General features: G+C 69.8%; 6 protein-coding genes. 2 read left to right on the top strand and 4 right to left on the bottom strand.

The genetic code is table 11. The features are described from left to right. On the top strand, window positions 1–382 hold a 382-nt coding region (locus AC5LUJ_RS08235; protein WP_493464735.1), incomplete at its 5' end, for a hypothetical protein. Between the two features lie 237 nt (window positions 383–619). Here AC5LUJ_RS08235 and AC5LUJ_RS08230 read toward each other — a convergent pair. The 4 genes from AC5LUJ_RS08230 to AC5LUJ_RS08215 all read right to left on the bottom strand — a co-directional run bounded on the left by AC5LUJ_RS08230 (window position 620) and on the right by AC5LUJ_RS08215 (window position 5424). After that, a complete protein-coding gene (locus AC5LUJ_RS08230; RefSeq protein ID WP_250283189.1) occupies window positions 620–967 on the bottom strand; it encodes a hypothetical protein in 348 nt (115 codons plus the stop codon). A 66-nt stretch (window positions 968–1033) separates the two neighbouring features. Next, on the bottom strand, window positions 1034–1177 hold the full coding sequence (locus tag AC5LUJ_RS08225) for a hypothetical protein (protein WP_250283190.1): 144 nt from the start codon (window positions 1175–1177) through the stop codon (window positions 1034–1036). A 528-nt stretch (window positions 1178–1705) separates the two neighbouring features. Continuing rightward, window positions 1706–3625, bottom strand: a complete 1920-nt coding sequence (locus tag AC5LUJ_RS08220; RefSeq protein WP_250283203.1) for an ABC transporter ATP-binding protein — start codon at window positions 3623–3625, stop codon at window positions 1706–1708. Window positions 3626–3690: 65 nt separating this feature from the next. Beyond that, window positions 3691–5424, bottom strand: coding sequence for an ABC transporter ATP-binding protein (locus AC5LUJ_RS08215; protein ID WP_250290946.1), 1734 nt, complete (start codon window positions 5422–5424; stop codon window positions 3691–3693). 378 nt (window positions 5425–5802) lie between these two features. Here AC5LUJ_RS08215 and AC5LUJ_RS08210 point away from each other — a divergent pair, with 378 nt between their 5' ends. After that, a complete protein-coding gene (locus AC5LUJ_RS08210; RefSeq protein WP_250283195.1) occupies window positions 5803–6843 on the top strand; it encodes a D-2-hydroxyacid dehydrogenase family protein in 1041 nt (346 codons plus the stop codon). Window positions 6844–6860 lie beyond the last annotated feature (17 nt).

Genomic DNA, 6860 nt, shown 5'->3' with positions numbered 1-6860 from the left:
CGACTCCCTTGCGCAGCAGATCATCGCTTCGGCCGACTTATTGCGGCCGCGTCTTGCGGACGTCGTTCGCCGCCTCAAGGATCTCGACTATCCAGGTGCCAAAATTTTCATGTTGGACCTCCCACGATTCGGTTCCATGCTACGGCGACGGACCCCCCGAGCCGGTTGGCAGCTCGCGGAGTGGCAGGGGTCGTGGTTTCGAGACGGCTATCTTAGAGATCATGTTTATCTGTTCACGGATAGCAGGATTGCTCTTGCGAGCTCCGGCGAGGCCCGCTTTGTTGACCTGGGAGATTTCAATCTCGAACAGCTCGATAATATTGACCGTGGTCTACGGATAATAGAAGACTGCTATCTCCACGACGGTAGCGACCCCCGCTGAAAGCCGAGTAAAATTGTTGAATTAAGCGGTTTGCGTGAATACAGCGACGTAGAACTTTGATCTATTTTTTGCATTCTCGCGGTCAGGCGCGTAGGAGGGTGATGGTGTGGCCGGCGGGGCTGGGGATGGTGGTGATGGTGGTTCTGTCGGTGATGGGTGGGGCGTCGGGACGGGTGTCGAAGAGGACAAGGACGCCGTGGTCGAGGTGGATGCGGTCGAGGTAGCCGTCGAGCTGGATCAGGCCGCGGCGCAGCGGGTCGGCCTCAGCTTGATGTTGAACGGGCTGGACGTGCCCAGCCGGGACGGGTCACCGCCGGAGGCAGCCCCGGGGACCCGCGGAATCGCGAAGCGATTTCGAGGGTGGTAGTCGCGGACGTCGCGTAGCCCGCACAGCGCCACCGATGCCGGGAATGCCGCCGGACGATCGGTGAACCCGGCCCGCAACTGCCGCAGCACACTGATCAGGCTCTGCCCGCGCAACGCGTCGATCTCGTCGAAGAACAGCACCAACGGCCGCGGACACACCCGCGCCCACGCCGCGAGCGCGGCAGCGAGCAGGTCCGCCTCGGATGCCTGCGTCCACATCGGCGGATGCAGTTCCGCTGGCAGAGCGAGCTCGGCACGCCGACGGATCTCACCGAGGATGCCGAGTTACGCCGCACCGTAGTCGTCGCCGGCGGCCTCACCCAGCTCGCAGGAGAAGTACAGCGCCGCGTACCGGCCGATGGCGGTCAGCTCCTGCGCCAGCGCCCGCAGCGCTGTCGTCTTCCCCGTCTGCCGGGGCGCGTGCACCACGAAATACCCCCCGACTGCTCGACCAGCCCTGGCGCCTCCGGCAGCCGTGACAACGCCGGCACCATGTAGTGGTACTCCGGCAGGCAGGGGCCCGCCGTGTTGAACCGCCGCACCGGCCACCGCCCTCCACGGCCTCGGGGCAGAACCTCCCACTGCCTCGGGACAAGGACCGCCACCGGCGACTTTACGGCCCACCGCCGGCCCGCCAGGGTGGGCGCCGTGTCCGGCTGTTGTCCACCACGGCATCCGGCGATCTTTGTAGCTGCCCTTCGGGGCGGAGCCGCGAGCCGCGGAGGCGTGAATTCCGTGCTCGATGGCGCTGCTGTTCGTTGCTGGGCGGGCGGCCCCGTTCCCACCCGCCGGCCCGACAGGAAGACGGCCACGCCGAACGAAGCGGTTTCGACGGGCAGGATGCCCGGCCGTAGGTGAAAACCGTTGTCCTGACGACCCTTTCCACCTACAGACGCGGAGACCGTAGGTGGAAAGGGTCGTCAGGACAACGAAAACGACCTACGGCCGCCGCGGTCGTCAGACCTCGGCGACGGCCTGGGCGAACTGGGCCTGGTAGAGGCGGGTGTAGGCGCCGCCTGCGGCGAGCAGGCTGGCGTGGTCGCCCTGTTCGACGATCGCGCCGCCGTCCATCACCAGGATGGTGTCCGCGTCCCGGATCGTCGACAGCCGGTGCGCGATCACGAACGCGGTGCGCCCGGCCCGCAGGGTGGACATGGCCCGCTGGATCAGGACCTCGGTGCGGGTGTCCACCGAGCTGGTCGCCTCGTCCAGCACGAGGATCAGGGGCTCGGCGAGGAACGCGCGGGCGATGGTGATCAGCTGCCGTTCCCCGCCGCTGACGCCGGCGCCCTCGTCGTCGAGCACCGTGTCGTAGCCGTCCGGCAGGGTGCGCACGAAGCGGTCGACGTGCGCGGCGGTGGCCGCGGCGACGATCTGTTCCCGGGTGGCGCCCTCGGCGCCGTAGGCGATGTTCTCGGCGATGGTGCCGCCGAAGAGCCAGGTGTCCTGGAGCACCATGCCGATGCTCGCCCGCAGCTCCTCGCGGGACATGGTGGCGATGTCGACGCCGTCCAGGGTGATCCGGCCGCCGGTGACCTCGTAGAAGCGCATCAGCAGGTTGATCAGGGTGGTCTTGCCGGCGCCGGTCGGGCCGACGATCGCGACGGTGTGCCCGGGGTCCGCGGTCAGTGACAGGTCCTCGATCAGCGGCTTGTCCGGCTCGTAGCGGAACGCAACGTGCTCGAAGGCGACCCGGCCGCGCAGCCGCCCCGGGTGTGCCGGGACGAGCGGGTCGGGTGCCTGCTCGGCGGTGTCGAGCAGGTCGAACACCCGCTCCGCCGAGGCGACCCCGGACTGCACCATGTTCGCCATGCTGGCGACCTGGGACAGCGGCTGGCTGAACTGCCGGGAGTACTGGACGAACGCCTGCACCTCGCCGATCGACAGCGAGCCGGAGGCGACCCGCAGCCCGCCGACGACCGCCACCAGCACGTAGCTGAGGTTCCCGATGAACAGCATCGCCGGCTGCATGAGCCCGGAGATGAACTGCGCGCGCCAGCTGGCGGCGTAGAGCTGCTCGTTGTACTCGCGGAAAATCTGCGCGGACTCCCGCTGACGGCCGAAGACCCGGACCAGCGCGTGCCCGGTGTACATCTCCTCGATGTGCGCGTTGAGCCGGCCGGTGACCTTCCACTGGGTGACGAACTGCGGCTGGGCCAGCTTGCCGATCCTCGTCGCGACGACGATCGACACCGGTACCGCGACCACCGCGATCAGCGCGAGCTCCCAGGAGATCCAGATCATCATCGACAGGACGCCGACGATGGTCAGCACGGACGCGATGATCTGCGACAGGCTCTGCTGCAGGCTCTGCTGGAGGTTGTCGATGTCGTTGGTGACCCGGCTGAGCACCTCACCGCGGGGCTGGCGGTCGAAGTAGCGCAACGGCAGCCGGGAGATCTTCGCCTGCACGTCCGCGCGCAGCGTGCCGATCACCCGCTGCAGCGCCAGGTTCGTGAGCCTGGCCTGCGCGACGCCGCACAGCCCGGCGAGCACGTAGACGGCGAGCACCCACAGCAGCACCGAGCCGATGGCGCCGAAGTCCATCCCCTGGCCGGGGGTGACGTCGAGCGAGGCGAGCAGGTCGGCCTGGGTGCCGTGGCCGCCGGCGCGCAGTTCGGCGACGGCGTCGGCCTTCGAGGTGCCGGCCGGCAGCCGGCGGCTGAAGATCCCGGCGAACACCAGGTCGGTGGCGTGCCCGAGCAGCCGCGGGCCGAGCACGGTCAGCCCGACGCTGACCGTCGCCAGCGCGATCGCCGCGGCGAACAGGTGGCGCTGCGGGCGCAGCAGGCCGAGCAGCCGGCGGCTGGATCCGGCGAAGTCCATCGACTTCTCCGCGGCGCCCTGGCCGACGAAGAAGCGGCCCGGGCCGCCCATCGGCGCCGGGCCCCGGCGTGCCGCTGCCGCCGCCGCTGGTGCCGCCGCCGCTGGTGCCGGCCTGGTCACGCGGCCTCCTCCTCGGTGAGCTGGGAGAGGACGATCTCCCGGTAGGTGGCGTTGTCCGCCATCAGCTGATGATGGGTGCCGGTACCGACAGCTTCGCCGGCGTCCAGCACGATGATCTGGTCGGCGTCACGGATGGTGGCGACCCGCTGGGCGACGATCACAACGGTCGCGCCGGCGGTCTCCCCGGCGAGCGCGGCGCGCAGGCGCGCGTCGGTGGCGTAGTCGAGGGCCGAGAACGAGTCGTCGAACAGGTAGATCTCCGGACGGTGGACCAGCACCCGGGCGATCGCCAGGCGCTGCCGCTGGCCGCCGGAGACGTTCGTCCCGCCCTGGGCGATCACGGTGTCCAGGCCGTCGGGCATGGCCTCGACGAACTCCCTCGCCTGCGCGGTCTCCAGGGCCCGCCACAGCTGGTCGTCGGTGGCGTCCGGGTCGCCGTAGCGCAGGTTGGTCGCGATGGTGCCGGAGAACAGGTACGGCTTCTGCGGGACCAGCCCGACGGTGGCGGCGAGCAGCGCCGGGTCGAGGTCGCGGACGTCGACGCCGTCGACGAGCACGGCGCCCTCGGTGGCGTCGGCCAGCCGCGGGACCAGGCTGAGCAGTGTCGTCTTGCCGCTGCCGGTGCTGCCGATGATCGCGGTGGTGCGGCCGGGCCGGGCCCGCAGGGTGATCCCCCGCAGCACCGCCGCCTCCGCCCCCGGGTAGTGGAACCCGACGTCGCGCAGCTCCAGCTCGCCGTGCCGGTCGAGGGAGCGCACCGGGTCCGCCGGCGACAGCAGGGTGGAGCCGGTGGCCAGCACCTCCTGGATGCGTTCCGCGCACACCTCGGCACGGGGAATCATCATGAACATGAAGGTGGCCATCATCACCGACATCAGGATCTGCATGAGGTAGCTGAGGAACGCGGTGAGCGCGCCGATCTGCATGTGGCCGGCGTCGATGCGGTGCGCGCCGAACCACAGCACCCCCACGCTGACGATGTTGACCACCATCAGCACCAGCGGGAACATCAGCGCCATCAGCCGGCCGAAGCGCAGTGAGACGTCGACCAGCTCGGCGTTGGCCGTCCCGAAGCGGCGCTGCTCGTGGTCGTCCCGGACGAACGCGCGGATCACCCGCAGCCCGCTGATCTGCTCCCGCAGGACGCGGTTGACGGTGTCGAGGCGTTCCTGCATCGCCCGGCCCAGCGGCCGCATCCGGCGCACCACCAGGCTGATGATCACACCGAGGAGCGGCACGACCAGGACCAGCAGGAGGGACAGCCCGGCGTCCTGATGCACGGCCAGCGCGATACCGCCCAGGCACATGATCGGCGCGGAGACCATCAGCGTAAAGATCATCAGTACCAGCATCTGGAGCTGCTGGACGTCGTTCGTGGCCCGGGTGATCAGGGACGGCGTGCCGAACCGGCCGATCTCACGGGCGGAGAACGACTGCACCCGGTCGAAGACGGCCGCCCGCACGTCCCGCCCGAACCCCATCGCGGTACGGGCGCCGAAATACACCGCGGCGCTGGCGCAGAGAATCTGCACGACGGTGACCCCGACCATGATCCCACCGATGCGCAGGATGTAACCGGTGTCGCCGACGACCACCCCGTGGTCGATGATGTCGGCGTTCAGGGTCGGCAGGTAGAGGATGGCAATGGTCGCCACCAGTTGCAGGCCGATCAGGATCTCGATCGGCCGGGCATAGGGGCCCAGGTGGGCCCGCAGAAGTCGGATCAGCATGCAGTCTCTCTCCGCGGCAGGGCGAGGCGAAGCGGAACGATAGTCCGGACGATGGCAACGCTGTCATACCGCCGTGCCGGTCGGAGCCGTGCCGACCAGTGGCGTGCCCCGGCGCCATCCACACGACCGCCGCCGGCCGGGCTGGCCGCGATGGCCACGCCGGCGACGAACGGCCCGTGGCCCGCCGAGGCACAAGAACACTACGAGTTGAACCTGACTTCAGGTCAAGACGTTTTCCCCGACACAGCCCGGAGCAGCCGGGAATCCGCCGGCACGCCAGAAATGATCATTTGGCCGGTGTGGCCCGCCCTGTCCCGTGAGGCCGTAACGTAACGGCCGTCCGCCAGTCCGCCGGTCGGGTCATAGCCAGGAGCAGCCATGAGCGAAGCCCGTCCCACAGGGACCATGACGACAGGGAGCGCGGCGGCAGGGAGCGGCGGGCTGCGCGTCCGGGCGGGTGCGCTGACTCCCATGCCGACGGTGACGATCCTGGACGACTACCAGCGGGTGGCGCTCACCAGCGCCGACTGGTCGGCGGTGCGCGACCACTACACGGTGGAAGTGCTCGACGAGCACATCCCCGACCGCGACGCGCTGGTCCGGCGGCTGCGCGACAGCGAGGTGGTCGTCGCGATGCGTGAGCGGACCCGGTTCCCGGCCGACCTGCTGCGCGCGCTGCCCGCGCTGCGGCTGCTGGCCACCACCGGGATGGCCAACGCGGCGATCGACCTCGACGCGGCCCGGCAACAGGGCGTCACCGTCTGCGGGACCACCGGGTGGGGCAACGCGATGCCCGAACTCACCATCGGAATGATCATCGCGCTCACCAGGAACTTCGCGCAGGAGGACGCCGCCATCCGGGCCGGCGGCTGGCAGCACACCATCGGCCCCGGCCTGGCCGGGCACACCCTCGGCGTCGTCGGCCTCGGCCGTCTCGGCATCCCGGTCGCCAGGCTGGCGCGGGCGTTCGACATGACGGTCATCGCCTGGTCGCCGCACCTGACCCCGCAACGCGCCGCCCCGCACGGCGTGCGCGCCGTCAGCAGGCGGGAACTGTTCACCGGCTCCGACGTGATCACCATCCACCTGCCGCTGTCGGAGACGACCCGGGGCCTGATCGGCGCCGCCGACCTCGCCCTGATGAAGCCGACGGCCTACCTGGTCAACACCTCCCGCGGCCCCATCGTCGACGAGGACGCGCTGCTGGCCGCCCTGCGCGAACGGCGCATCGCCGGCGCCGGCCTGGACGTCTACGACATCGAGCCGCTCCCGGTCGACCACCCGCTGCGGACGCTGCGCAACACCCTGCTGCTCCCCCACATCGGCTACGTCACCACCGACAGCTACCGGGCGTTCTACGCACAGATCGTCGAGAACATCCTCGCCTGGCACGACGGCACCCCGATCCGCCTGCTGTAGCCGGCCTGCCCGCCGGC

This window comes from Protofrankia sp. CiP1_Cm_nod3, from assembly GCF_982290655.1.
The sequence above is the reverse complement of the archived record's forward strand: the minus strand, read 5'-3'. Positions and strand labels throughout refer to the sequence as shown.